Origin of the sequence: Marichromatium sp. PS1, from assembly GCF_041155115.1 — a bacterium.
In the GTDB taxonomy this organism is placed as follows: Bacteria; Pseudomonadota; Gammaproteobacteria; order Chromatiales; family Chromatiaceae; genus Marichromatium; species Marichromatium gracile.
Genome location: NZ_BAAFHB010000002.1, coordinates 1,208,715 through 1,234,208, shown reverse-complemented (window position 1 = coordinate 1,234,208; position 25,494 = coordinate 1,208,715). Strand labels below are relative to the sequence as shown.

Genomic DNA, 25,494 nt, shown 5'->3' with positions numbered 1-25,494 from the left:
TCGCCACACGTCGACCTCCCCGAAAAGACCGCACTGCCCGTTGCGAGTATAGACAGCCACGACAGCGCCACCGCGCCCGGTCATTCCAGCCACACCCGCACCCGGTCGCTCTCGCCCCGGGCGTCGACCACCGCAAGATCGACATAACCCGGCTCGCGCGGCCACCAGTCCAGGGTTCGGGCGACGGGCGCACGCCCGATCGGCACCCCGTCGGCGAACCACTGGAAGGGCGCCCGCCCCTCGTGCACCCGCAGCCGCAACAGCGCCGCCGCGCCGTCTCCATCGAGCCCGAGCGCGACCCGCGACCCGGCCGGCGGATAGGCGATGCGCGGCCCCGCGCGCGGCACCCCGGCGAGCGTCAGCGCCGGTGCCGGCGCGCGCGCCGGGGGCGGCTCGGGCAACGGCGAGCCCGGCCCCAAGCGGGCGAAGACATCGCGCAGCAGCGGCGCCGCCGCGCCGGCGCCGGTCAACCCGGGGACCGGCGCGCCATCGGCGCGACCGACCCAGACCCCGACCAGATGACGCCCGTCGTAGCCGAGCGCCCAGGCGTCGCGATGGCCGTAGGAGGTCCCGGTCTTGTGGGCGATGCCCCGCCCCGGCGCGGTGCCCACCGGCGGCGCGGCGGCGAGGATGGCACCGACCCGGCGCGCCGCCCCCGCCGCAACCAGCGGAGTGCCCGGGGACGTGGCCGGCGCCGCCCCGCGCCGGTGGTGCAGCGCCAGCGGCCGACCGTCGTTGGCGAGCGCACCATAGAGCGCGAACAGCTCCTCGAGCGAGAGCCCCACCCCGCCAAGCGCGAGCGCCAGCCCGGGCTGCGCCCTCGGCGGCAGGCGCGGCGCGACCCCGACGCGACGCAGCCGCCCGAGCAGGCGCTGCGGCCCGAGTGCCTCGAGCAGGGTGACGGCCGGCACGTTGAGCGAGCGCTGCAGCGCCTGCGCCACCGCCACCCGGCCCTGATAGTCACGATCGAGGTTGCGCGGCGCATAGCCGTGGAAATCACGCGCGCGATCCTCGATCCAGCCGGCCGGGTCGGCGACCCCGGCCTCGAAGGCCAGGGCATAGATCAGCGGCTTGAGGGTCGAGCCCGGCGAGCGCACGGCCCGGGTCATGTCGACCCAGCCACGCCGCCCCTGGTCGAAGGGCGCGGCGGCGCCGACGTGGGCGAGCAGGGTACCGGCCCGATGATCGGCGACCAGCAGCGCCACCGAGACCCGGGGACCGAGCCCCCGGGCACGCGCCAGCGCCAACGGCTCGAGCCGTGCCTGCAGCGCACCGTCGAGGGTCAGCTGGTGGTGCACGCGCGCGGGCTCGGCGCGGTGCAGCCGCGCGGCCAGGTGCGCGGCCCGCGCCGGCAGCGCCCGCCGCGCCCGCGGCACCGGGGTCGCCGCGGCCCGTGCCCGCGCACGAGCGTCGATCAGCCCGGCGGCCTCGGCCAGCGCCAGCACCCGGTCGCGGGCGCGACGCGCGGCCTCGGGATGGCGGTCCGGGCGGCGCGCCTCCGGCGCCTGGGGCAGCGCCACCAGCAGCGCGGCCTCGGCGAGATCGAGCCGACGCGGCTCCTTGCCGAACCAGGCCAGGGCGCCGGCGCGCACGCCCTCGAGGTTGCCGCCGAAGGGGGCCAGGGTCAGATAGGCATCGAGGATGCGCGACTTCGGATAGGCGCGCTCGAGCGCCAGCGCGGTGCGGATCTGCGCGAGCTTGGCCGCCGGGGTGCGGGTCGGGTGACCGGCGCGCAGCCGCGCCAGCTGCATGGTCAGGGTCGAGCCGCCGGAGACGATCCGCCCGCGTGTCGCCCACTGCCAGGCCGCGCGCGCCAGGGCGCGCGGATCGACGCCGGGGTGACGCTCGAAGCGCCGGTCCTCGATCGTCAACAGCAGGGCGAGGTAGTCCGGGTCGAGCGCGGCGGCGGAGGTCGCCAACCGCCAGCGCCCGTCCTCGACAGGGAAGGCGCGCAGCAGTCGCTCGTCGCGATCGAGCACCTCGACCGCGACCGGGACCTCGAGCACCGGCGCCGTGCCGCCGAACAGCCAGCTCAGGCCACCGAGCAGCAGCGCCAGCCCCGCCGCGACACCCCAGCGCCGCACCGGCCGGCTCAGGGCGCCGGCGGCACCACCCGCAGCTCGCCGCTCGCGCCCCAGCCGCGCAGTCGCGGTCGGTACATGTCCTCGATCCGCGCCGGGGCCAGGGCGAACACCCCGGGCGCCACCGCGCGGGCGCGATAGGCGAGACGGAAGCGCCGTGGCGCCGCCTCGTCACGTTCGAGCGCGACCACCAGGGCATCGCGCCCGAAGGACTGGTGCAACGGCCACTCCACCGTCTCGCCCAGCCAGTCGAACCCGGCGGGTGCGTCACCGCCAAGCAGCCGCGGGCTGGCGATCGCCAGCCCGCCGGGCAGCGGGTCGACCACCAGCAAGCGTCCGCGCCGCGCCCGGCTCGACTCGACATCGAGCACCACCACCAGCTGCTGACCCTGCACCAGCGCGGCGGGATCGAGCGCTCGACCGTCGAGGTCGTGATAGCTGCGACTGATGCGATAGCCGACGCCACCGGCGACGACTGCGCCCTCGGGCACCCCGATCCGGGTCTCGACCAGGGTCAGCGGACCCTCGCCCGGATTCTCGATCCAGGGCGCGGCGGCGAGCGCGGCCGGGTCGAGGCGCAACGGCAACACGCCCTCGTCATCACCGCGCGAGAGCACCCCGGCGGCACGCGCCAGCCAGGCGAGTTCCTGGGTACTGAGCGCGCCCTCGAGATCGAGCCCGGCGAGCAGTTGCGCCGGCGCCTCCAGCGCCACCCCGGACTCGGCGGCGAGCACGATCACCCCGGCGCGATCGCGCAGCCAGGAGCCGTAGTCCTCGCGCCAGCCGTCCTCGTCACCGGGCGGCGTCATCGCCACCGCGCTGGCGAAGGCGCGCGCGGCGCGCTCCTGCTCGCCATAGCGGGCGAGTGCGGCGCCGAGCTGGGCGCGCGATAGCGGCGTGGCGAAGTGCTCGAGCCGTGCGTCGAGGTAATAGCGCAGATCGCCGAGATCGGCGCGACCGGCCCGCGCCAGCACCGCCAGCGCATAGGCCAGGGACTCGCCGCCGTGGCTGAACTCCGGGGCATAGGCGACCTGGTTGGCGAGGTTGTCGAGCGCCAGCGCCAATGCCTGCGCCGGCACCGCCAGCCCGTGCGCGTCGGCGCGAACCAGGAAGTCGCTGACATAGGCGTCGAGCCAGGCCGAGCCACCGTCCTGCCCCCAACGCCCGAAGCCGCCGTCGGCGCGCTGGCTGGCGAGCACCTCGGCGAGGGTCTCGGTCAGTCGCGCCGCGACCTCGCGCGGCGCCTCCAGCGCGCGCGCCCGATCGGCGAGCGCGAGCAGCGGCAGGGCGCGGCTGACCCGCTGCTCGGTACAGCGATAGGGATAGCGATCGAGTGCAAGCAGCGGCCCGGCGACATCGATGCCGGTCATCGCGGCATCGGCGAGCACCAGGCTCGCGCCCGCCGGCGCCAGCCCGGCGAGTGCGTCGGCGGCGGGCCGCCAGCGCTCGCCCGGGGCGAGACGGTGCCAGCGACGGCTGAGCGTCGCGGCGCGCTGATCGCGCACCTCGAGGGCGAAGCGACGCTCGATCGGCGCGCCCACGGGCGGCACCAGCCGCACCCGCAGCGCCCCCTCGCCCGCCGCCGTGGCACTCAACGGCAGGTCGAGCGCCACCGGCGCACCGGGCGCGAGCATCACGTCATGGCCCCGTGCCTCGACCGGGATCTGCAACGGTCCGGCCGCGGTGACCTCGACCCGGGCCGGACCGCTCACCCCCTCGAAGGCGGTCAGTTCCAGCCCGAGGCGGCTGCGATCGCCCGGGGCGAGCAGCGCCGGCAGGCTGGCGCGCACGCTCACCGGATCGCGCACCAGCAGCTCGCGCGCGGCGTGCCCGACCCCATCGGCCGACCAGGCCATCGCCGCCAGGCGCACCCGCCCCTCGAACTGCGGCAGCGCAAGCCGCACCCGCGCGCGCCCCTCGGCGTCGACCTCGAGGATCGCCGATTGCAGCGCCAGCAGCGGCTCGGTCGGCGGCGGCGCACGGCGCTCGAGGATGCCGCCGTCGCCGCCGCTGCGCACCACGCCCGGGGTGGCGCCGAACGGGTCGATCAGCCGACCGTAGAGATCGCGGATCTCGGTGCCGAGACGGCGCTGCCCGAAGTACCAGTCGTCGGGGGCCGGGGTCGGGTGGTCGGTGAGCGCGAGGATGCCGGTGTCGACCGCCGCCAGGGTGACGTGGACCGGCTCCTCCGGGGTCGCGCCCGCGACCTGCAGCGTCACCTCCAGCGGCGCGCGCGGACGCGCCAGCGCCGGGGCCTCGATGGCGACGCCGAGGCGGCGCGCACCGGGATCGACCGCCGCCCAGCGCAACCCGATGGCGCGCCCCGGCATGCGCCCGGCGGCGGCATCGAGCGGGCGGTGCAACAGCACGCAGACATAGGCCCCGGCGCCCCAGTCGGTCTCGACCGGCAACTCCAGGGTCAGCCCCTCGGCGGGCACCTCGACCTGCCGGCGCGCGAGCAACCGCTCGCCGACCACCAGCACCGTCGCGGTGCCGGCGAAGCGCGGCTCGAGCCGCACCCGTGCCCGCTCACCGACGGCATAGCCGGGACGATCGAGGGTGACGCCGAGCAGGTCCGGGGTGTCCTCGCGCCCGGGGGCGGTGGTCCAGCCGGCATCGAAGTCGAGCGCGACCGGCAGCGCCCGACCGGCACCATCCTCGACGGTCAGTCGATAGCTCCCCCAGTCGACCGCGGTCTCGAGCCGCGCCGGCGTCTCGGCGTCGAGCGCCAGCTCACCGCTGGCCACCCGCCGGCTGGTGACGATCGGTTCGTAGCGCCAGCGATCGTCGAGGCGATACCACTGGAAGCGGGTCTCGAGCCGCGCCAGGGTCCAGCGCGCGTGCTCGACGGCGATGCGCTCGCCGCTCGGATCGAGCGCGATCAGCTCGAAGGCGGCACTGGCGCCGCTCTCGACCCGATCGTCGAAGAGCGCGCGCGCGCCGAGCCTGGGCGCCGGATCGCGCAGCGCGCGGGTCAACCGGCGCTCGACCGGGCGCGCGCCGTCCTCGCTCGCGCGCACCTGCAGCGTCAGCGCCAGCGGTCTGGTGGAGGGGTCGAGTTCGGGGAGCACCAACGGCATCCGCGCCCGGCCGGCGGCATCGGCGCGACGCGTCGGCAGCGCCGCGCCGAGCGGGGTGAAGTCCTCGTCGGTGAGACCGAAGCGGAACCCGGGCGCGGCCTCGAGCTGATCGCGGGCGACCACCCGCAGCTCACCGTCGAGCTGCAGGCCCGCGCCCGGGGCACCGTAGCGATAGCGCGCCTCCAGCCCGAGATCGGGCAGCGCGGCGGGGTCGAGCGGACCGGGCGGCAGCTCGGCGACGAGATCGACGCGCTCGGGGACGAAGTCCTCGACCAGGAAGGCCACCTCGGCCAGCGCCGGGCCCTCGGGGTCGGCGTGGAGACGGGCGCGCCAGGTGCCGTGCATGGCGGTGTCGGCGAGCGCGACCTGAGCGCGGTAGGCGCCGCCGCCCTGGTCGTCGAGCCGCTGACGCCGGGCGACATGACCGTCGGGACGCTCCACCACCAGGGTGGTGGTCAGCCCGGTGACGGCGGCGGCGAGCCGGTCGCGCACCAGCGCGGTGAGCACCACCGACTCACCCGGACGATAGGCGCCGCGTTCGCTGCTCAGGAAGACATCGAGCGCGGCGGCGGGCGGGCGCCCGGCGACACCGCGATCGCGCAGGTCGAAGGGGGCGCGGGCGAGATCGAGGAAGGCGTAATCGCCGGCCGCCACCTCGGCCTCGGCCACCAGCAGCGCCGGGGCATCGCCGCCGCGACCGCGCAACAGCCCGGGGGCGAAGCGGGCATAGCCCGCAGCGTCGCTGCGAGTCTCGCCGAGCACCCGGTCGTTGACCGCGAGCAACCGCAGCCGCACCCCGGCGCGCGGCTCGGCGGTGCCCAGATCACGCACCAGGACGTGCAGCCCATCGGCGCCGGTGAGCGCGCTCAGCCCCAGGTCGGAGACCACGAACCACTGGCTCGCCAGCGACCCGTCACGCTCGGCGGACTGCTCCTGCGGGCGTGCGGTGAGCAGATAGACCCCCGGCTCGAAGCGCTCGACCAACTCGTCGAGCGGGATGCCGGTGCTCACCTCCTGGTTGCGACGGGTATCGACCGCGACGCTGCCCGACCACAGCGCCGAGCCCAGACGCTCGGCGATGCGCTCACGCGACCAGCGATCGAGCTGGCGCTCGAACAGGCCCTCCTCACGCACCTGGGTAAGCGTACGATCGTCGATACGATAGAGTTCGAGCGCCAGACGCGCACTGTTGACCGAGACCACCGGCAGACGCGCGCCGCTGCCGCGCGGCAGGACATAGGCGCGCGACTGGAAGCGGGCGAGCGGGGCACGATCGCGGACATAGAGGTCGAGCTCGACGTCCCTGGCCAGTACCTCACCGGCGGCACTCGGCAACCCGGCGCGCAGCCGCACCCGATAGCCCTGGCCATGACGTACGCCATCGAGGCAGAGCTGGTCGCGCTCGGGTTGGAGGGCGAGGTCGGGGTCGCCCTCGACGCGCACGAAGTCGTCGATCTCGGCACGGTCGCGGGCGAGCGGTTCGCTGAAGCGGACACAGACCCTGGGGGCGGCGGCATCGGCGTCGATGGCGTGATCGAGCACCCGGAAGCCGTGTTCGGCGAGCAGGCGGGCGTATTCGGCGCGCAGCGTCGCATCCTCGTCCAGGGCGAGCGCGGCGCGGGTGGCGCGGATCGCCTCGGGCCACGACTCGCGCGCGGCGAAGGCGCGCCCGAGCAGGGCGAGCGTGGCACCGTCCTCCGGGGCCAGGCGCGCGGCGGCGAGCGCGGCGGCAAGCGCCTCGTCGCGCGCGCGCCAGTCGTTCGCGGCCGCGACCAGCGCGGTCTCGGCCAGGGCGCGCCACGCCGCCGCATCCGCCGGGGCCAGCCGCAACAGCGCGCGCAGTCGCGCCCGACGCTGCGCCGAGGTCTCGCCCGGTGCCGCCCGCGCCAACGTCGCCAGTCCCTGGCCGGGGGGCGCTTCGAGCGCCAGGGCGCGCGCCTGCTCGCGAGCGAGGGCACGGGCATCGGGGGGGATGAAGGCGAGCGTCTCGGGCAGGGCCCCGGGGTCGTCCCAGAGCAGCTCCGGACGATAGCCCGAGCGCGCCCCCGGCGCAGCGCGCGCCTCGCCGGGAGCGGATTTGAGGAAGCACCAGCCGGAGCGCTGGTCGTAGGTGAAGGCGAGACAGTCGGGATCGTCGGCGCAGGCGCGCTCGCAACCATCGAGCGGGACCGACTCCAGGGTGCGCAGGTCGGCACCGAAATAATCCACGCCGGGACTGTGCACCAGCCCCTGAGCGACGACACCACTGCTCACCAACAACCAGGGGAGCAGCAGCGCGATCGCGTGCGGCAATCGGATCGAGCCCAGCATCAGCGCCTCCCGCCTTGCAGATCGGTCGATCCTGGGGACTGTAGCCGTTGCGGGGAAACCGGTAAAGACGACGCGGACGATGACGAGGGTCGCGGATGCCCGAATGCGCGCGCGGATGTCACAACCCCTTAAACTTAGTTTCGGTAAGGGTTAAGATCCAGGACGCTTGACGCAATCGATGGCTTGAGGGGCGTTATCGATCCGGCCATCGGCCACTCACCACACAGTACCCGTACTCGCAAGGAGGGTCAGTCGTGTCAAAGTCAGCAGCCTCGTCCGAGGTCAAGTCCAAGCAGTCCCAGTCCCCACTGATGGTCGCCATCCTGCCATCGGTCTTCCTCTACATCGCCGCGGTGGTCCTGGTGTTCTTCGCCCGCGAGGACTTCGCCGCCACCACCCAGTACTGGGAGTTCTTCATCCCGGTGGTCGCCTTCATCTCGATCCTCTCGGGATGGAGTCAGGCCTACGCCTTCGACCGCTCGCGCTTCTTCTACCTGATCAAACAGCTGCTGCACTGGGGCGCGCTCGGCGGCCTGCTGTGGCTGTTCTACGACCACGGCATCCGCGACGCGCTCAGCGCCGAGCAGTACAACCTGGTGCAGCTCTATCTGCTCGGCCTCGCCGCGCTGATCGCCGGACTCTATCTCGACACCAAGATGCTGTTCTTCGGCGCCTTCATCGCCTGCTGCGCTTACCTGCTGGCCGACCCGGCCAACAGCGCCGTCCTCACCTCGGTGGGTGATGCCTTCGGCATCGAGAACGCTCAGGACAAGCCGATGACCATGATCATCGCCGCCGCCCTGGCCGCCTTCGTCGCCAACCTCTTCGTGCTGATCGCCATGCGTGGGGCCGTCATGGCCAAGCGCGGACGCACCGCACGCGGCTGAAACGCCATGCCAACCGTCTCGTCCCGATTCATGGACGAGACGGTCCGAAGCGGGTCGCGGTCGCAACGACAGGGGCAACGGCTGGATCCGCCACGCACGGACGTACCAGGGGGTTGGGTCGACAGAGAGATAGAGGCGGATGGTGCCCGGGGCGGGACTCGAACCCGCATGACCGAGGTCGAGGGATTTTAAGTCCCCTGCGTCTACCAGTTTCGCCACCCGGGCGGGTGCGGGACAGTGGACTGTCCTAGCTTGATCTCGACGGGGACTACGGGAAAGGAATGGAGGCTGAGCCCGGAATCGAACCGAGGTACACGGCTTTGCAGGCCGCTGCATAACCACTCTGCCACTCAGCCAGAGAACGCGCAGTATAAAGACTTGCCGGGGTCTTGTCACCCCCCATTTTGATGTCCGGCCTGCGCACCGCCGAACAACCGGCCTTCAGAGCAATACCAAGTTGTCGCGGTGGATCAGCTCGTCGTCGTCGACATAGCCGAGGATCTCGGCGAAGCGATGCGATGAGCGCCCCTGGATGCGGCGCGTCGCCTCGGCGTCGTAGTTGACCAGGCCGCGCGCGACCTCCCTGCCCTGCTCATCGACACAGGCGACCACCTCACCGCGCTCGAAGGCGCCGTGGACCGCCCGCACCCCGACGGCCAGCAGGCTGGTACCCTGCTCGCGCAGCGCCCGCACCGCACCGGCGTCGAGCACCAGCCGACCACGCACCTGCAGTTGACCGGCGATCCACTGCTTGCGCGCCGCCTGCGGCCCCTGGAAGGGGATCAGCAGGGTGCCGATCGACTCACCCGCACCGATCCGCTCCAACACCCGCTCGCCGCGACCGGGGGCGATCACCGTCGGGGTGCCGGAACGGGCGGCGAGCCGCGCCGCGCGGACCTTGGTGACCATGCCACCGGTGCCCAGGCCCGAGCCACTGCCGCCGGCGACCTGATCGAGCATGGGGTCGTCGACCCAGGTCTCGGTGATCAGGCGCGCCTCGGGATTGTTGCGCGGATCCTGGTCGAAGATGCCGTCCTGGTCGGTGAGCAGCACCAACAGATCGGCCTCGATCAGGTTGGCGACCAGCGCGGCGAGGGTATCGTTGTCACCGAAACGCAGCTCGTCGTTGGCGACGGTGTCGTTCTCGTTGATCACCGGCACCACACCGTGACGGATCAGGGTGCGCAGGGTACTGCGGGCGTTGAGATAGCGCACCCGGTTGGAGAGGTCGTCACGGGTGAGCAGCACCTGGGCGGTGTGCCGGCCATGATCGCGAAAGCAGTCCTCGTAGGCGCGCACCAGCCCCATCTGGCCGATCGCGGCGGCCGCCTGCAACTCGTGCAGCGCACCGGGGCGCTCGCGCCACCCCATCCGCGCCATTCCCTCGGCGACCGCTCCCGAGGAGACCAACACGACCTCGGCACCGGCACCATGACGGGCGGCCATCTGCGCCACCCAGGGTTCGAGCAGGTCGCGTCCGACGCCGCGACCGTCACGGGTCAGCAGGGTACTGCCGATCTTGACCACCCAGCGGCGGGTCCCGGGGAGTTCCTCGCGCGAGATCATGGTCGATCAGCCCAGCGGATGCCAATCGTCTTCGGCGGCATCGTCCTCGCTGGTCCCGTCCTCGGGCTCGACGACGGTCTCGGCCGCACGCAACCGCTCCAGGTGGTTCATGAGATCCTGCATCAGCGGCTCCGTGCCCTTGCCGCTGAGCGCGCAGATGGCATAGACCGGCCCCTGCCAGTCGAGCCGCTCGAGCAGGGCCTCGCGACGGGCGGCGAAGGTCTCCTCGTCGAGTAGATCGACCTTGTTGAACACCAGCCAACGCTCCTTGTCGATCAGCTCGCGCCCGAAGGCGCGCATCTCGGCCTCGACCTTGCGGATCTCGTCGTAGGGGTCGGTGTGATCGCCGAGCGGCGCGACATCGACCAGGTGCAGCAGCAACCGGGTGCGCGACAGATGCTTGAGGAAGCGGGTGCCGAGTCCGGCGCCCTCGGCCGCGCCCTCGATCAGCCCGGGGATGTCGGCGATGACGAAGCTGCGCTCGCGCCCGAGACGCACCACCCCGAGGTTCGGATGCAGGGTGGTGAAGGGGTAGTCGGCGACGCGCGGACGCGCGCTCGAGACCTGGCGCACCAGCGACGACTTGCCGGCGTTGGGGAAGCCGACCAGGCCGACGTCGGCGAGCAGCAGCAGCTCGAGATGGAGATCGCGACGCTCGCCCGGGGTACCCGGGGTGGACTGACGCGGGGTGCGATTGGTGCTGGACTTGAAGCGGGCGTTGCCGATGCCGTGGAAGCCGCCCTGGGCGACCAGCAGGCGCTCGCCCGAGGCCATCAGCTCGCCGATCAGCTCACCGGTGTCGCGTTCGATCACCCGGGTGCCGACCGGGACCCGGATCACCAGGTCCTGACCGCTGCGTCCGGTCATGTCGCGGCCCATGCCGTTCTGGCCGCGCTCGGCGCGCTGGATGCGCTGATCGCGCAGATCGACCAGGGTATTGAGATTGTTGTCGGCGAGCAGATAGACACTGCCGCCGTCCCCGCCGTCGCCGCCATTGGGGCCACCTTTGGGGATGTATTTCTCACGGCGGAAGCTGACGCAGCCGCTGCCGCCGTCACCGGCTTCGACCCGGATGTATGCCTCGTCGACGAATTTCATGCGATCGATCCGTTGTGCGATTGCCGATGCAGGGGTCGCGGGCGCACACCCTGACGGTGCGGCAGAAACGAAAAAGCCTCGTCACCCGGACGAGGCTGCGCGGTCTCCACGGAAGGCGCGGGGCCAGGGCTGGACCCGCTCGCGGATCAGGCGCCTTCCACGGTGACGAACTTACGCTTCTGCGGACCCTTGGTGACGAACTTCACGACACCGTCGGTCAGGGCGTAGAGGGTGTGGTCGCGACCACAGCCAACGTTCACACCGTCGTGGAACTGGGTACCGCGCTGACGCACGATGATGGCGCCGGCGCTGACACGCTGACCACCGAAGACCTTGACGCCAAGGCGCTTGGACTCTGAATCGCGGCCGTTACGCGAACTACCGCCTGCTTTCTTGTGTGCCATCGGTAATCTCTCCTCAGCCGGCGTTGATGCCAGTGATCTTGAGCGACGTGAACCACTGGCGGTGGCCCTGACGCTTCATGTGGTGCTTGCGACGACGGAACTTGATGATCGAGACCTTGTCGCCACGACCGTGCGACTCGACCACGGCGCTCACCTTGCTGCCCTCGACGAAGGGCTTGCCGACCTTGATGGTCTCGCCGTCGGCGACCATCAGCACCTCGAAGTCGACGTTGGAACCTTCCTCGGCGGCGAGCTTCTCGACCTTGAGTGTGTCGCCTTCCGAAACCCGGTATTGTTTTCCACCGGTTTGAATGACCGCGTACATGATCAGCAGATCCCCAGAATAATTCGGAAACAGCCGACGCAGCTCGCAGCTCCGCGCCGGAACAAAGAAGCGGAATCCTACCGCGAAGCCATGACGTGCGTCAACGTCGATGCCTCTCCGAATGTGACGGCGCACCATCGCCGCCCGGTCGAGACTTGACGCGCCAGGGCGCAGTTGGCAGATTGGACGGAGAAACGGCTGACTCCTGGTCCTTGAACGGGAGGCGGTCGCCCAGGGCCCGGCAACACCAGGCGGCGTCCTCAGGGCCGCAGGATCCGAGACACCCCGGACCTGCCAGTACACCCGTTTCCGTTGCCGTGGGAGGACGCACGTATCGCGTTCCGCGACCTCCTTGACAGCTCGGTGCCTCGCACCTAGCATCCGCCGTCACTATCGATAGACCCCGCATACGAATGGACCTCTCCACGATTCGACACCCCGTCGCCGACGACTCGAAGGCGGTGGACGCCCTGATCCTGCGTCGGCTCGAGTCCGATGTCGTACTGATCAACCAGATCGGTCACTACATCGTCAACAGCGGCGGCAAGCGACTGCGTCCGCTCTCCGTGCTGCTCGCGGCCCGCGCCTGCGGCTACAGCGGCGAGCGTCACATCGATCTGGCCGCGATCGTGGAGTTCATCCATACCTCGACCCTGCTCCACGACGATGTCATCGACAACTCCGAGATGCGTCGCAACCGCGAGACGGCCAACGCCGTCTGGGGCAACGAGGCGAGCGTGCTGGTCGGCGACTTCCTCTACTCGCGCGCCTTCGAGATGATGGTCGACGTCGGCAGCATGCGGGTGATGGAGGTGCTCGCGCACGCCACCAACCGCATCGCCGCGGGCGAGGTGCTGCAGCTGCTCAACGCGCGCGACGCCGATACCGACGAGGCGCGCTACATGGAGGTCATCGAGCGCAAAACCGCGACCCTGTTCGCCGCCGGCACCCGCCTCGGCGCGATCCTTGCCGAGACCACCCCGGAGGTCGAGGCCGCGCTCGCCAGCTATGGGCTCAATCTCGGCATCGCCTTCCAGCTGATCGACGACGCGCTCGACTACAGCACCAACAACGAGAGCCTCGACAAGAACGTCGGCGACGACCTCGACGAGGGCAAGCCCACCCTGCCGCTGATCCGCGCCATGGCCGTCGGCACCGCCGAGCAGCGCGCGATGCTGCGCGACTGCATCGAGCACGGTGGTCGCGAGCGGATCGACGCCGTGATCGAGGCTATTGCATCCACCGACGCAATCGCCTATACTGGCGATCTTGCTAAACGGCACGCCCAAAAGGCCCGTGAGGCACTCGAGATCCTCGATCCGAGTCCCGCACGTGATGCCATGGCAACGCTGGCAGACTTCGCCGTCAGCCGGTCGTATTAAGAATTCCCGATATCGGGGTGTAGCTCAGCTTGGTAGAGCGCTGTCTTCGGGAGGCAGAAGTCGCTGGTTCGAATCCAGTCACCCCGACCAATCTCCGCTAGATCAAGAAAACCGGCCTCGCGCCGGTTTTTTTGTGCCTGCAATCTCTCCATCCCTGCCCTACCTGCATCAGCACCGGGCCGGGCACGGCTGATCGACCGAGGCGCGCGCCCCGGCCGACCCCGGCCATCAGCGCCCGACCGCACCCACCTGAGGATGACGCCAGCGCACATAGAGGCTGGCGAACAGCAGCAGCAGGTTGATCGTGCCGACCACCGCGAAGGGCGCGCGCGGATCGACATGGTCGAAGAGATAACCGCCGACCAGGGTGATCAGCAGGATGCCGATCGCGCCGGTGACGTTGAAGGCGCCGAGCACCGAGCCGCGTTGCGCCGTCGGCGCCTCCTGACCGATCAGCGACTGTCCGGCGAGAAAGACGCTGATCTGACCGATCCCGAGCAGGATGAAGAAGACGATGCCGATCCGCGCCAGCGGGTCTTCGAGCAGCAAGGGCGCCAGGTTGCCGAGCGCGGCCAGCCCCATGCATACGGCCATCGCCGAGACCCGGTCGATGCGATCGAGCAGCGGGCCGAGCAACGGCGCCCAGACCAGCGCCGAGAGCTGGGTGATGACGAAGATCACCGTCCCGGCGAGTACCGCCTCCGGCGTCTCCATCCCCGCCGCCTTGCCGGCCAGCGTGCCCCACAGGATGATGAAGGTCGCGTTGACCGACTGATCGCCACGCGCGATGAAGGCCGAGGCATAGGCGAGCAGGATGCGCGGATTGCGCGCCTGGGCAAAACCGCTGGCGAACAGGGTACGCACGTTCGGACGTTCGTCATGACGCGCCGGCACCCCGGGTTTCAACCCCCAGAAGACCAACACGGCGACCGCCACCGACAGCCCGGCGATGATGAAATGGGTCAGGCGACCGGCCTCGACGCCGTCGAAACCGGCATTGGTGAAGACCTTGGGCAGCGCCCCCAGTCCCTGACCGACGATCACCACGCCGAGTCCGCTGAGCACCCCGACCAACGCCACCAGCTTGCCGCGCGAGCGCTCGGCAGGATAGTCGGCGAGCACCGTCGACAGCGCCCCGGCGACCGCCACCACGCCGAGGGCGTAGATCACCCGAAAGCCGTAGAGCATCTCCACCGAGGTGGCAAGCGGATAGAGCACGTAGGTCAGCGCCAGCAGCAGGAAGCCGACACCATAGACGGTACGCCGCCCGAGGCGGTCCATCAGCACCCCGGCGGGCAGGAACAGCAACAGGGTGACGATCTCGGTGAGGAACACCAGGTTGCCGCTGATGCGGCCCTGGCTCGACTCGGGGATGCCGAGATGCTCGTTGAGGATATAGGTCTGGCCAATGGAGACGAAGACCATGAGCCCGATCGAGAAGAAGGCCACGACCATGAAGGTCCAGCCGTGGCGCAGGCTGATCTCGGGGGCAAGATGAATCGGGCCGATACGATGAGTCTTGGCGTGTTCGGACATGGATACTGGGTCTCGGGCCGGCGCCGGCCGCTCGGTCGGGTTGCAAGAACGAACCGGCATTATTCAGCTTTCAGCCGCCAGCCGCCAGCCGCCAGCCGCCAGCCGCCAGCCGCCAGCCGCCAGCCGCCAGGGGATTGAACCGCAAAGACGCAAAGGCGGCGAAGCAAGGGGGGAGAGCCGCCAGCGTCCAGCCTCCAGTCATGAGTCTGCTCTTTCCCCACTGGCGGCTGAAAGCTGATCGCTGGCGGCTGACGATAACCAAAAGCCGTTCCTACCTTTGCGCACTTCGCGTCTTCGTGGTTCAAATCGCCCTCGAAGAGCATCAACCGCCTCAGAAGGCGGCGCCCCCCCACTGGCGGCTGAAAGCTGATGGCTGGCGGCTGAGCCCCCCCCCTAGGGCGCCAGCCGCTCGATGTCCCAGCCCGAGGCCGCACGGCGGTAGAGGAAGCGGTCGTGGAGGCGGCAGTCACGGCCCTGCCAGAACTCGATGCTGTCGGGGACGACGCGGTAGCCGCCCCAGAACTCGGGCAGCGGGATCTTGCCGTCGCGAAAACGCTGGCGCATCTCCTCGACCTTGGCCTCGAGCATCGCCCGCGAGCGGATCACCTGGCTCTGCGGCGAGGCCCAGGCGCCGATCTGGCTACCGCGCGCCCGCGAGGTGAAATAGCGGAAGGACTCGGCCGCCGAGATCCGCTCGGCACGCCCCGAGATCCCCACCTGACGCGCCAGCGCCACCCAGGGGAACAGCAGATAGACCCGCGGATTGGTCTCGATCTGGTGCGACTTGCGACTGGCGTAGTTGGTGAAGAAGACGAATCCACGCTCGTCGTAGAGCTTCATCAACACGGTGCGCGAGGAGGGTTGTCCCTCGGCATCGACGGTGGAGACGGTCATCGCGTTGGGCTCGGGGATGCCGCTGCCGACCGCCACCTGGTACCACTGCTCGAACTGGGAGAAGGGATCGGCGGCGAGCGACTCGCGCGCCAGCCCCTCCGCCATGCCCTGCGCGCGGATCTCTTCGGGGCTCGCCGTCATGCCGCCACCCCGGCAAGCTGGAGACCGAGCAGGGCACGCCCGGTCGGACGCGAGGGGAAAATCAGAGGATGTCTTCTCATTGATAATTATCAAAACTAATGGACAGAATTAGGATAATTGACTCGCCAAATGATTGGAACCCGGGGTAGTTTCATCCCTCCAAGACCTACCAAGACGGTCAATCATCCGCCGATTCGCTTCCACGGGCTACCGTGAACGGATGCCACGGGGCCTGGAAGACGACACAGATCGCGCGAACCGACACGATCAAGAAGGAGTACCCCATGCCGATGACCCGCCAAGACCAGATCAAGGCCCTGGAACAGGATTGGGCAGAGAACCCCCGCTGGACCGATGTCACCCGCGCCTACTCGGCGGCCGACGTCGTGAGACTGCGCGGTTCGGTGCAACCCGAGCACACCTATGCCCGACGCGGCGCCGAACGACTCTGGGGGCTGATCCACGGCGACGCCAAGAAGGGTTACGTCAACTGCATGGGCGCGATCACCGCCGGTCAGGCGATGCAGCAGGCCAAGGCCGGGATCGAGGCGATCTATCTCTCCGGCTGGCAGGTCGCCGCCGACGGCAACACCTCCGAAACCATGTACCCCGACCAGTCGCTCTATGCCTATGACTCGGTCCCCACCATGGTGCGTCGCATCAACAACGCCTTCAAGCGTGCCGACGAGATCCAGTGGGCCAAGGAGATCGAACCCGGCGATCCGGCCCACGTCGACTACTTCCTGCCGATCGTGGCCGATGCCGAGGCCGGCTTCGGCGGCGTGCTCAACGCCTTCGAGCTGATGAAGAACATGATCGCCGCCGGCGCCTCCGGGGTGCACTTCGAGGACCAGCTCGCCGCGGTGAAGAAGTGCGGCCACATGGGCGGCAAGGTGCTGGTGCCGACCAGCGAGGCGGTGCAGAAGCTCGTCGCCGCGCGACTCGCCGCCGACGTCATGGGCGTGCCCACGCTGCTGCTGGCGCGTACCGATGCCGAGGCGGCCAACCTGCTCACCAGCGACGTCGACGACAACGATCGTCCCTTCGTCACCGGCGAGCGCACCAACGAGGGCTTCTACCGGGTCAAGAACGGACTCGAGCAGGCGATCAGCCGCGGCCTGGCCTACGCCCCCTATGCCGATCTGGTGTGGTGCGAGACCGGCACCCCGGACCTCGGCTTCGCCCGCGAGTTCGCCCAGGCGGTGCTCGAGAAGAACCCCAACAAGCTGCTCGCCTACAACTGCTCGCCCTCGTTCAACTGGAAGAAGAACCTCGACGATGCCACCATCGCCAAGTTCCAGGACGAGCTGGCGGCGATGGGCTACAAGTACCAGTTCATCACCCTGGCGGGCATCCACAACATGTGGTTCAACATGTTCGACCTCGCCTACGACTACGCCCGTGGCGAGGGCATGCGCCACTATGTCGAGAAGGTGCAGGAGCCGGAGTTCGCCGCGCGCGACAAGGGCTACACCTTCGTCTCGCACCAGCAGGAGGTCGGCGCCGGCTACTTCGACGACGTCACCACCACCATCCAGGGCGGCGTCTCCTCGGTCACCGCACTGACCGGCTCGACCGAGGAGGAGCAGTTCTAACAACGCCCTCCCCCGCGCCGGGGCCATCACGCCCCGGCGCCCGCCCCGCACCGCCCCAGCCGTACCAGGAGACCCCGCGCATGGACTTCAAGACCGCCGATCTCTACGACCAGGAGGGCGACGCCCTGCAGGTCTGCGACCCGGTGTTCCAGGACTTCGGCGGCCGCTCGCGCTTCAGTGGCGAGGCGGTCACCGTCAAGTGCTTCGAGGACAACTCGCTGGTCAAGTCGACCCTGGCCGAACCCGGCGAGGGCCGGGTGCTGGTGGTCGATGCCGGCGGTTCGCTGCGCTGCGCCATGCTCGGCGACCTGATCGCCGCGCGTGCCGTCGAGCAGGGCTGGGCCGGGGTGGTGATCCACGGCTGCGTGCGCGACCGGGTCGAGCTGGCAGCCATGGCGATCGGCATCAAGGCGCTGGCCAGCACCCCGCGCAAGAGCCATCGTCGCGGCGAGGGCCAGCGCGACATCCCGATCAACATCGCCGGGGCGCGCGTCAACCCGGGCGATCAGGTCTATTGCGACGAGGACGGCGTGGTGATCGCCGAGCGGTCGCTCACCGACGGCTGAGGACGCATCATGGCCTGGACCGAGGCGAAGCTGATCGCCGAGGCCATCCTCGATGGTTTCGAGCGTCATTACCGACTGTTCCGCGCCTGTACCGGCGAGGCCCGGACGCGCTTCGAGCGCGCCGACTGGCCGGCCGTCCAGGCCGCCGCCCGCGCGCGCATCAGCTACTACGACACCCGGGTCGGCGAGACCGTGGCGCTGCTGCGCCGCGAGTTCCATCTGCGTGACCCGAGCGACGCGTTGTGGCAGCGGGTCAAGGTCGAGTATCTACGGCTGCTGCCGCTGCACCGCCAACCCGAGCTGGCCGAGACCTTCTACAACTCGGTGTTCTGTCGCCTGTTCGATCGGCGCTACTACGACAACCGCTATATCTTCGTCTGGCCGATGATCTCGACCGAGCACCTCGAGGCCGAGGTGCCGATCTACCGCCCCTACTACCCCACCCGCGACGGCTTCGCCCGGGTGCTCGCCCGCATCCTCACCGACGCCGGCTTCGAGCGACCCTTCCGCGCCCCGCGCCACGACCTGCGCTGTCTGCTGCGCGCGCTGCGCGAGCGCCTGCCCGCAGCACAGACCCGGCAGCAGAACTTCCAGCTCGCGGTGCTGCGCAGCCCCTTCTTCCGCAACAAGGCCGCCTATCTCATCGGCAAGGCGATCAACGGCGCCGACCAGATCCCCTTTGCCATCCCCGTCCTCAACGACGAGCAGCGCGGGCTCTATGTCGACACCCTGCTGGTCGGCGAGGACGAGCTGTCGGACATCTTCAGCTTCTCGCGCGCCTATTTCATGATCGACACCGAGGTGCCGGCGGCGGTCGTCGAGTTCCTCCGCCCGCTGCTGCCGCGCAAGGGCAAGGCCGAGCTCTATACCGCGATCGGGCTGCAGAAGTTCGGCAAGGCCGAGTTCTATCGCGACTTCCTCAAACACCTGCGTCACTCCGCCGACGAGTTCGTCATCGCCCCGGGGATCCGCGGCATGGTGATGTGCGTCTTCACCCTGCCCTCCTTCCCCTTCGTGTTCAAGGTGATCAAGGACCGCTTCCCGCCGCAGAAGGAGATGAGCCGCGAGGCGGTGAAGGAGAAGTACCAGCTGGTCAAGCTCCACGACCGCGTCGGGCGCATGGCCGACTCCTGGGAGTACTCGCACGTCGCCTTCCCCGCCGCGCGCTTCTCCCCGGCGCTGCGCGCGCTGCTCGAGGAGGAGTGCGCAGGCAGCCTCGAGCACGACGGCGAGCACCTGATCATCAAGCACCTCTATATCGAGCGGCGCATGGCTCCGCTCAACCTCTATCTGCAGGAGGCCGACGCCGAGGACGCGCGGCATGCGGTGGCCGAGTACGGCGACGCCATCCGCCAGCTCGCCGCCGCCGACATCTTCCCCGGCGACTTCCTGTTCAAGAACTTCGGCGTCACCCGGCGTGGGCGGGTGGTGTTCTACGACTACGACGAGCTCTGCTATCTCACCGAGTGCAACTTCCGCAAGATCCCCGAGGCGCCCTACCCCGAACTGGAGCTGGCCGACGAGCCCTGGTACAGCATCGCCCCGGCCGACGTCTTCCCCGAGGAGTTCGAGACCTTCCTGCTCACCGACCCGCGCACCCGGGCGCTGTTTCGTGAACTCCACGCCGAGCTGCTCGACCCGGACTGGTGGCGCGAGCGCCAGACCCATATCCGCCGCGGCCGGCTCGAGGACGTCTTCCCCTACCCCGAGGCACGGCGCTTCCCCGGCCCGCCAGCCCCACGCAGCGTCGGGGCACAGACCATCGGCTAGACTGCGGACAGGCCGCGCCACCCCCGGCGCGCCCCAGACCGGTCCGCCCGGGGAGGCCATCATGCCCATCCGCCCGCGCCTCGTCCTGCTCGCGCTCGCGCTGCTGCTGACAGCCGCCGGCGATGTCCTCAGCGCCCCACCAGAGCACCCATCCTGGTTCAAGCAGTCCTTCCTCGATCTCGCCGAGGATGTCGCCGAGGCCACCGCCGCAGACCGCCGGCTGATGCTCTACTTCTACCAGGACGGCTGCCCTTACTGCGCCCTGCTGCTGCGGGTGAACCTCGCCGATCCCGAGATCGCACGACTGGCACAGGAGCGCTTCGAGGTCATCGCGCTCAACATCTGGGGCGATCGCGAGGTGGTCGGGCTCGACGGCCAGACCACCACCGAGAAGGGGCTGGCCGCCGCCCTCGGCGTCCAGTTCACCCCGACACTGCTGTTGCTCGACGAGGCCGGCGCCGTGGTGCTGCGGATCAACGGCTACCAGCCACCGGCGCGTCTCGCCGCCGCGCTGGCCTATGTCGCCGAGCGGCGCGAGCAGTTCGGCGAGCGCTTCGTCGACTTCCACGCCAGGCGCGGCGGTCCGCCGGCAAGCGGCGAGCTGCACCACGAGACCGGCTTTCTCGAACCGCCGCTGCGCCTGGCCGACAATCGCGACCGCTCGCCACGCCCGTTGGTGGTGCTGTTCGAACAACGCACCTGTCGCGGCTGCGACCGTCTCCACGACGATCTGCTGCGCCGCCCGGCGCTGGGCGCCGCGCTCAGCGCCTTCGACGTGGCGCTCGTCGATATCGACGCCGAGACCCCGCTGCAGACCCCGGACGGTGCCGCCCGCGCCGCGCGCGACTGGGCCGAGGCGCTCGGTATCCTCTACACCCCGACCCTGGTGTTCTTCGACGCGGCCGGGCGCGAGGTCTTCCGCGCCGAGGGCGAGCTGCGCGCCTTTCACCTGCACGGCGCGCTCGACTATGTCGCCACCGGCGCCTATCGCTGGCAGCCGAGCTTCCAGCGCTATCTGGCGGCGCGGCGCGAGCGCATCGAGGCGCTGGGGGTCGAGGTCGAGCTGATGGAATGAGCGCCGGGGTCGATCCCGGCGCGGCGCGGATCAGATGCGATCGAGCGCGGCGAGGTCGCGATCGCGCATCCCCAGCAGATAGAGGATGCCGTCGAGCCCGACGGTGGCGATCGAGTGACGCGCCTGCCGGGTGACGATCGGCTTGGCGTGGAAGGCGATGCCGAGCCCGGCGATCGAGAGCATCGGCAGGTCGTTGGCACCGTCGCCGACGGCGATCACCTGTTCGAGACGGATGCCCTCGCGCGCGGCCAGCTCGCGCAGCAGCTCGGCCTTGCGCGCGCCATCGACGATCTCGCCGGCGACCTCCCCGGTGAGCCTGCCGTCGCGGAACTCGAGCTGGTTGGCATAGACGTAGTCGATGCCGAAGCGTCGCTGCAGATGCTCGGCGAAATAGGTGAAGCCGCCGGAGAGGATGGCGATCTTGTAACCGAGCCGCTTGAGCATGGCGATCAGCCGGTCGGCGCCTTCGGTGATCGGCAGCCGCTCGGCGATCCCCACCAGCACCGACTCGTCGAGCCCCTCGAGCAGCGCCATGCGGCGGCGGAAGCTCTCCTGGAAGTCGAGCTCGCCGCGCATCGCCGCCTCGGTGATCGCCGCCACCTCGGCACCGACCCCGGCGGCCGCGGCCAGCTCGTCGATCACCTCGGTCTGGATCAGGGTCGAGTCCATGTCGAAGCAGACCAGCCGCCGGGTGCGGCGGAAGACGGTGTCCTCCTGGACCGCGACGTCGACATCCATCACCTGGCTGAGCCCGAGCAGCGCGCCGTGCAGTGCGGTGAGATCATCGACCGCGCCGCGCACCGAGAACTCCACCGAGGCGAGCGCGTGCGGCGCCGGCGCGGTGCGCCGCGAGATGCGACCGCTGAGCCGGTTGATGCGATCGACGTTGAGTCCGCGCTCGGCGATCAGCGCCGAGACCCGGGCGATGTGCTCGGCGCCGATCTCGCGCCCGAGCAGGGTGAGGATATGACGCGGCTGGCCCTGCTCGCGCACCCAGCGCTCGTAGTTGTCGCCGTCGATCGGGGTGAAGCGGATGTCGAGCCCCATGCCGTGGGCGGTGAACAGCAGGTCGCGAAAGACGCCGCTGTCGCGATCGGCCGCCGGCAGCTCGACGAGCATGCCCAGCGCCAGGGCGTCGTGGATGGTCGACTGGCCGATGTCGAGTACCGGGATGTGATAGCGGGCCAGGGTCTCGGTGAGTGCGGCGATGATGCCGGGACGGTCCTCACCGGCCACGTTGATCAGTACGATTTGGCTCATGAAGGTCTGTATTGGGTCACGAGGATTCGGATTCGGGTCGATGCGGTCTCGTCCGTCCTGGACGGTCGGTCAGGGTCAGACCGCATCCGCCGGGCGTCCCTGAACCGGCGGCGCGGGCCCGGATGCGTGGCCCGCGGCTGATCGATGGGGGGTACTTTAACGCAGATCGTCGCGTCCGACTCAGGTCCGCCGCGGCACCTCGAGCAGGGTCTGCACCAGATCGACGCAACCGGCGCGAAACCCCGCCTCGCAATAGGCCAGATAGTAGTCCCACATGCGCCGGAAGGCGGCATCGTAGCCGAGCGCCGCGACCTCGGCGTCGACGGCATGGAAACGCGCGCGCCAGCGCCGCAGGGTCTCGGCATAGTCGTCGCCGCACCAGCGGGTGTCGCGGATACGCAGCCCGGCGCGCGCGGCCTCCTCGGTCATGCGCCGCGGCGAGGGCAACATGCCACCGGGGAAGATGTAGAGCTGCACGAAGTCGGGGGTACGGCGATAGAGCGGGAAATCGTCCTCGTGGATGGTGATCACCTGCAGCGCGATCCGCCCGCCCGGGCGCACCAGCCGTCGCAGGGTATCGTAATAGGTCGACCAGTAGGCCTCGCCGACGGCCTCCATCATCTCGATCGAGATGGCGTGATCGAAACTGCCGCGCACCTCGCGATAGTCGGCGAGACGGAACTCCACCAGGTCGGCGAGCCCGGCCGCGGCCAGTCGGGTTCGGGCATAGTCGAGCTGGGCGCGCGACAGGGTGATACTGGTCACCCGCAGCCCGCGCTGCGCCGCGGCCTCGGCCAGACCGCCCCAGCCGCTGCCGATCTCGAGCAGGTGCTCGCCGGGACGGGCGTCGATGGCGTCGAGCAGGCGCTCGTACTTGCGCGCCTGGGCCTGCTCCAACGACTCATCGCCCGCCTCCGGCGCGAACAGCGCCGAGGAATAGGTCATGCCGTGGTCGAGCCAGAGACGATAGAAGTCGTTGCCGAGATCGTAGTGACGGGCGATGTTGCGCCGACTGTTGCGGCGATGGTTGCGCCGGCGCAGATGGGTGAGACGATTGAGCCAGCGCCCCCAGCGCATCCCCTGTGGACCGCCGCCGAGGTGCTCGAGATTGTCGTAGAGCACCCCGAGCAGCGCCGGGAGATCGGGCGAGGACCAGTGCCCGGCGATATAGGACTCGGCGAAGCCGATCTCGCCGCGCACGACCACCCGGGTGGCGAAACGCCAGGGATGGTGGATCGCCAGCTCACCGGCCCCGCCACAGAAGCGCCCGCGATAGAGTCGGGCGCCGTCGGCGCCCATGCGCACCAGCACCTGACCGAACAGCAGATCGCGGAAGAAACGCTCGAACAGGCGCCAGGCGCCCCTGGTATCGACCGGTTGCGGCCCGGACAACGGCTCTTCGACGGACATCAGGACACCTCTTCGCGGGGCGGCTCGGGCTTGGCGTGATAACGCCCGCCACGGAGCCAGATCTTCAGCGCCTGCCAGTGGATCATCAGCATCACCTTCAAGGTCATCAGCGGATAGCTCAACGCGGCGCGCAACAGGTTGGCATCGTCGCAGGGCAGCAGCCGGGCGCTGTGAACGGCCGCCAACATCAACCGTTCCTCCTGGAACTCGCGGATGACGACGCTGTGCTGCTGCCCGTCGCGCGCGAACCTGAACTGATAGTCGGCGGCCATGCCGATGAAGGGCGAGACATGGAAGTCCTTGGCATGGCGGGCGCGGATCGGCCAGCGCAGCGGCATCCCGCCCTCGTGGAGCAGATAGCTGTGGCTCTCGCCGAAGGTATTGTGGACCTCGCAGAGCACCGCCAGCGGGCGTTCCTCCTGATCGAAACAGGTCCAGATGGTCAACGGGTTGAAGCCATAGCCGAGCAGACGGGGAAAGCACTGCAACTCGACCCGCGCCACCGCGACCTCGAGTCCCTGCCCGCGCAGCCGCGCCAGCAGCCAGGGCTTGAGCGGCGAGCCATCGCGCGGGCCGTGATCGCGGTCGTGGAAGGCGAGCAGGTTGAAGCGATTGTGCGAGAACCAGCGTGACCCGGCGGCCAACTCATCGAGACGATCGAGATCGAGCAGCAGGCTGAACACCCGGTAAGTGAAGCGGTAGCGCACCGGGAACAGCCGCCGGTGCATCACCTCGCCGAACAGCAGTCTCGCCGCCGGCGCGGTCATGATACGACCGGCGGCAGTTCGCCGCCGCGCGCACCGCGACCGACCGGGGCGGTGCGCGCGGGCGCCCAGGACGGGGGCGCGCCGAGCGCCTCGGCCACCTCCAGCGCCGCGCGCAGTCCGTCCTCATGGAAACCGTAGCCGAGATAGGCGCCGCTGAACCACAACCGGTCGCGGCCCTGGATCTCGCCGATGCGCTGCTGCGCCTCCATCGCCCGGGCATCGAACAGCGGGTGATCGTAGTCGAGTTCGGCGAGCACATGTTGCCGGGCCGGCGCCCGATGCGGGTTGAGGCTGACGAAGACATCGCGCTCGGGCGGCAGTGCCTGCAGGCTGTTCATCCAATAGGTGATGGTCACCGGCAGGCTGGCCGGATCGCCGCGATGACGCAGATAGTTCCACGACGACCACACCCGGCGGCGGCGTGGCATCAGCGTCCGATCGGTATGCAGATAGACCTTGTTGGCCTGATAGCGGAAGCTGCCGAGCAGTTCGCGCTCGCGCGCGCTCGGCGACTCGATCAGCGACAGCGCCTGATCGGCGTGACAGCCGAACACCACCGCATCGAAGCCGAGCCGCTCCCCGCCGGCGGTCTCGACCTCGACCCCGCCCTCGACCCGCCGCACTCGGCGCACCGGGGTCGAGGTGCGCACCTCGCCGCGCATCCGTTCGAGGATACGGGCGACATAGGCGCGACTGCCGTCGCGCACCGTCTCCCACTCGGGCCGGTCGATCAGATCGAGCAATCCATGGTTGGAGAAGAAGCGGGCGAAGGCGAGGAAGGGGAAGTCGAGCATGTCGGCGGTCGGACAGGACCAGATCGCGGCGGCCATCGGCAGCAGATAGTCCTCGGCGAAACGCCGCGAGTAACGCCCGCGCTCGAGAAACCCACCCAGGGTCAGGGTGGTGCCGGGATTGGAGTTGATGAAGGCCTTGGCGGCGGTGTTGAAACGCAGGATCTCGCCGAGCATCCGCCAGAATCCCGGACGCACCAGATTGGCGCGCTGGCCGAACAGGGAGTTGAGGCCGGAGCCTGCATACTCGATCGCGCCATCATCGAGACTGGCGGCGAAGGACATGCTGGTGGGATAGCTCTCGACCCCGAGCTGCTCGAACATCGCACACAGCAGCGGATAGTTGCGGCGGTTGAACACCATGAACCCGGTATCGACCGGGAAGCGCCCGGCGACCCCCTCGACCTCCAGGGTATGGGTATGGCCGCCGACATAGTCGTTGCGCTCGAGCAGGATCACCCGATAGCGCGCATCCAGCATCCAGGCGGCACCGAGTCCACCGATCCCGCCGCCGATCACTCCGATGGTTTCCACTGGCATCGTCTGATCCCGAATC

18 protein-coding genes and 3 tRNA genes are annotated in these 25,494 nt (G+C 69.8%); 7 read left to right on the top strand and 14 right to left on the bottom strand.

Annotation, left to right across the window (positions count from 1 at the left end; all coding sequences use genetic code 11):
• Nucleotides 1–80: 80 nt before the first annotated feature.
• Together pbpC and ACAM26_RS06895 are read right to left on the bottom strand one after the other, a co-directional pair.
• Nucleotides 81–2,084 (bottom strand): penicillin-binding protein 1C, encoded by a 2,004-nt coding sequence (pbpC, locus tag ACAM26_RS06900; RefSeq protein WP_369613341.1) that lies wholly within the window; start codon nucleotides 2,082–2,084, stop codon nucleotides 81–83.
• Nucleotides 2,085–2,092: 8 nt separating this feature from the next.
• A complete protein-coding gene (locus ACAM26_RS06895) occupies nucleotides 2,093–7,471 on the bottom strand; it encodes an alpha-2-macroglobulin family protein (protein ID WP_369613340.1) in 5,379 nt (1,792 codons plus the stop codon).
• A 254-nt stretch (nucleotides 7,472–7,725) separates the two neighbouring features.
• On the opposite strand from ACAM26_RS06895, the gene ACAM26_RS06890 reads away from it, so the two are divergent.
• On the top strand, nucleotides 7,726–8,358 hold the full coding sequence (locus tag ACAM26_RS06890; protein ID WP_123140168.1) for a hypothetical protein: 633 nt from the start codon (nucleotides 7,726–7,728) through the stop codon (nucleotides 8,356–8,358).
• Nucleotides 8,359–8,498: 140 nt separating this feature from the next.
• Here ACAM26_RS06890 and ACAM26_RS06885 read toward each other — a convergent pair.
• From ACAM26_RS06885 to rplU, 6 genes are all read right to left on the bottom strand, one after another.
• Nucleotides 8,499–8,583: transfer RNA gene (locus ACAM26_RS06885), tRNA-Leu, on the bottom strand.
• A 57-nt stretch (nucleotides 8,584–8,640) separates the two neighbouring features.
• Nucleotides 8,641–8,714: transfer RNA gene (locus tag ACAM26_RS06880), tRNA-Cys, on the bottom strand.
• An 85-nt stretch (nucleotides 8,715–8,799) separates the two neighbouring features.
• Nucleotides 8,800–9,924, bottom strand: coding sequence for a glutamate 5-kinase (gene proB / locus ACAM26_RS06875; protein WP_062275344.1), 1,125 nt, complete (start codon nucleotides 9,922–9,924; stop codon nucleotides 8,800–8,802).
• A 6-nt stretch (nucleotides 9,925–9,930) separates the two neighbouring features.
• Nucleotides 9,931–11,022: an Obg family GTPase CgtA gene (cgtA, locus tag ACAM26_RS06870; RefSeq protein WP_123140167.1), complete on the bottom strand. Its 1,092-nt coding sequence runs from the start codon at nucleotides 11,020–11,022 to the stop codon at nucleotides 9,931–9,933.
• A gap of 146 nt (nucleotides 11,023–11,168) precedes the next feature.
• Nucleotides 11,169–11,426 (bottom strand): 50S ribosomal protein L27, encoded by a 258-nt coding sequence (gene rpmA, locus ACAM26_RS06865; RefSeq protein WP_005224844.1) that lies wholly within the window; start codon nucleotides 11,424–11,426, stop codon nucleotides 11,169–11,171.
• A 13-nt stretch (nucleotides 11,427–11,439) separates the two neighbouring features.
• A complete protein-coding gene (gene rplU, locus ACAM26_RS06860; protein WP_062275340.1) occupies nucleotides 11,440–11,751 on the bottom strand; it encodes a 50S ribosomal protein L21 in 312 nt (103 codons plus the stop codon).
• Between the two features lie 413 nt (nucleotides 11,752–12,164).
• On the opposite strand from rplU, the gene ACAM26_RS06855 reads away from it, so the two are divergent.
• Nucleotides 12,165–13,133 carry a polyprenyl synthetase family protein gene (locus ACAM26_RS06855; RefSeq protein ID WP_123140166.1) on the top strand — a complete coding sequence of 323 codons (969 nt, stop codon included), beginning with the start codon at nucleotides 12,165–12,167 and terminating at the stop codon, nucleotides 13,131–13,133.
• Nucleotides 13,134–13,146: 13 nt separating this feature from the next.
• Nucleotides 13,147–13,223: transfer RNA gene (locus tag ACAM26_RS06850), tRNA-Pro, on the top strand.
• A 138-nt stretch (nucleotides 13,224–13,361) separates the two neighbouring features.
• Here ACAM26_RS06850 and ACAM26_RS06845 read toward each other — a convergent pair.
• Nucleotides 13,362–14,669, bottom strand: a complete 1,308-nt coding sequence (locus ACAM26_RS06845) for an MFS transporter (RefSeq protein ID WP_132230290.1) — start codon at nucleotides 14,667–14,669, stop codon at nucleotides 13,362–13,364.
• 393 nt (nucleotides 14,670–15,062) lie between these two features.
• Nucleotides 15,063–15,704, bottom strand: a complete 642-nt coding sequence (gene pdxH, locus ACAM26_RS06840) for a pyridoxamine 5'-phosphate oxidase (protein WP_123140164.1) — start codon at nucleotides 15,702–15,704, stop codon at nucleotides 15,063–15,065.
• A 290-nt stretch (nucleotides 15,705–15,994) separates the two neighbouring features.
• Here pdxH and aceA point away from each other — a divergent pair, with 290 nt between their 5' ends.
• The 4 genes from aceA to ACAM26_RS06820 all read left to right on the top strand — a co-directional run bounded on the left by aceA (nucleotide 15,995) and on the right by ACAM26_RS06820 (nucleotide 20,710).
• Complete coding sequence (aceA, locus tag ACAM26_RS06835; RefSeq protein WP_123140180.1) at nucleotides 15,995–17,299, top strand: isocitrate lyase; 1,305 nt, start codon at nucleotides 15,995–15,997, stop codon at nucleotides 17,297–17,299.
• 80 nt (nucleotides 17,300–17,379) lie between these two features.
• On the top strand, nucleotides 17,380–17,865 hold the full coding sequence (gene rraA / locus ACAM26_RS06830) for a ribonuclease E activity regulator RraA (RefSeq protein ID WP_123143183.1): 486 nt from the start codon (nucleotides 17,380–17,382) through the stop codon (nucleotides 17,863–17,865).
• Between the two features lie 9 nt (nucleotides 17,866–17,874).
• Nucleotides 17,875–19,635: a bifunctional isocitrate dehydrogenase kinase/phosphatase gene (gene aceK, locus ACAM26_RS06825; protein WP_369613339.1), complete on the top strand. Its 1,761-nt coding sequence runs from the start codon at nucleotides 17,875–17,877 to the stop codon at nucleotides 19,633–19,635.
• A gap of 61 nt (nucleotides 19,636–19,696) precedes the next feature.
• Nucleotides 19,697–20,710, top strand: a complete 1,014-nt coding sequence (locus ACAM26_RS06820) for a thioredoxin family protein (protein ID WP_369613338.1) — start codon at nucleotides 19,697–19,699, stop codon at nucleotides 20,708–20,710.
• Between the two features lie 30 nt (nucleotides 20,711–20,740).
• Here ACAM26_RS06820 and serB read toward each other — a convergent pair whose 3' ends face one another.
• The 4 genes from serB to ACAM26_RS06800 all read right to left on the bottom strand — a co-directional run bounded on the left by serB (nucleotide 20,741) and on the right by ACAM26_RS06800 (nucleotide 25,478).
• A complete protein-coding gene (gene serB, locus ACAM26_RS06815; RefSeq protein ID WP_123140160.1) occupies nucleotides 20,741–21,970 on the bottom strand; it encodes a phosphoserine phosphatase SerB in 1,230 nt (409 codons plus the stop codon).
• Nucleotides 21,971–22,150: 180 nt separating this feature from the next.
• Nucleotides 22,151–23,380, bottom strand: coding sequence for a cyclopropane-fatty-acyl-phospholipid synthase family protein (locus ACAM26_RS06810; RefSeq protein WP_123140159.1), 1,230 nt, complete (start codon nucleotides 23,378–23,380; stop codon nucleotides 22,151–22,153).
• A complete protein-coding gene (locus ACAM26_RS06805) occupies nucleotides 23,380–24,147 on the bottom strand; it encodes a DUF1365 domain-containing protein (protein WP_123140158.1) in 768 nt (255 codons plus the stop codon). Before ACAM26_RS06805 ends, ACAM26_RS06810 begins: the two co-directional genes overlap by 1 nt.
• Nucleotides 24,144–25,478 carry an NAD(P)/FAD-dependent oxidoreductase gene (locus tag ACAM26_RS06800; RefSeq protein WP_132230297.1) on the bottom strand — a complete coding sequence of 445 codons (1,335 nt, stop codon included), beginning with the start codon at nucleotides 25,476–25,478 and terminating at the stop codon, nucleotides 24,144–24,146. Before ACAM26_RS06800 ends, ACAM26_RS06805 begins: the two co-directional genes overlap by 4 nt.
• Nucleotides 25,479–25,494: the final 16 nt, after the last annotated feature.